1 protein-coding gene is annotated in these 736 nt (G+C 61.1%); it reads right to left on the bottom strand.

Annotated features, from left to right (window positions below; genetic code table 11):
• Nucleotides 1–736, bottom strand: a 736-nt coding sequence (locus ACDA63_RS20145) for a hypothetical protein (RefSeq protein ID WP_373665090.1), incomplete at both ends; no start/stop codon positions are given.

Genomic DNA, 736 nt, shown 5'->3' with positions numbered 1-736 from the left:
ACTGATGCCATATGGCAAGCCGGAGATGGTTCCGCTGGTTTGCGTCACGGTCAGGTCCGTTGCCGACCGGCTGTTATGGGCATATATGCCGTGGAGGATATCTCCCCGGACATCACCGGCCACGCTGATGCGGGTTGCGCCGGTGCCCTGGTTATCGGCATAGATACCCGTGCCGCCGGTGATGGCTCCTCCGGTCTGGGTCACGGTCAGGTCCGTGGCCGTTGCCCTGTTGTAAGCTTCGATGGCAGTGCCGTTAGCGCTCGTGACCTCGCCTGCGACGCTGATATTTGTCGCGCCGGTGCCATGGTTGTCGGCGCCAATGCCGTTGCCGCCAGTGATGACCCCACTGCTTTGCGTGATATTGAGATCCGTGGCGTTCTCGTCGTTGTAGGCGCTGATCCCGTTGACGGTGCCAACAACACTGCCTGCGACGCTGATATTCGTTGCGCCGGTGCCATGGTTCTCGGCATGGATGCCATCGCCATCGCTGGTAATGTTCCCTGCGCTTTGTGTGACCGTCAGGTCCGTGGTGGTGGCACCGTTGAGAATATCGATACCGTAATTGCTCGCGCGGATGTCGCCTGCGACGCTCACGGTCGTAGCCCCGGTACCCTGATGTTCGGTGCCGATGCCATACGAGCCCCCGGCGATGGTGCCACCACTCTGCGTGATGGTCAGGTCCGTCGTCGCGGCATCGTTGTAGGCGTAGATACCGTAGTTTGTGTTGCCGGTGACG

Source organism: Uliginosibacterium sp. sgz301328 (assembly GCF_041807905.1).
GTDB lineage: Bacteria > Pseudomonadota > Gammaproteobacteria > Burkholderiales > Rhodocyclaceae > JBGVSA01.
This window is presented reverse-complemented; position numbering and strand designations above follow the sequence as displayed.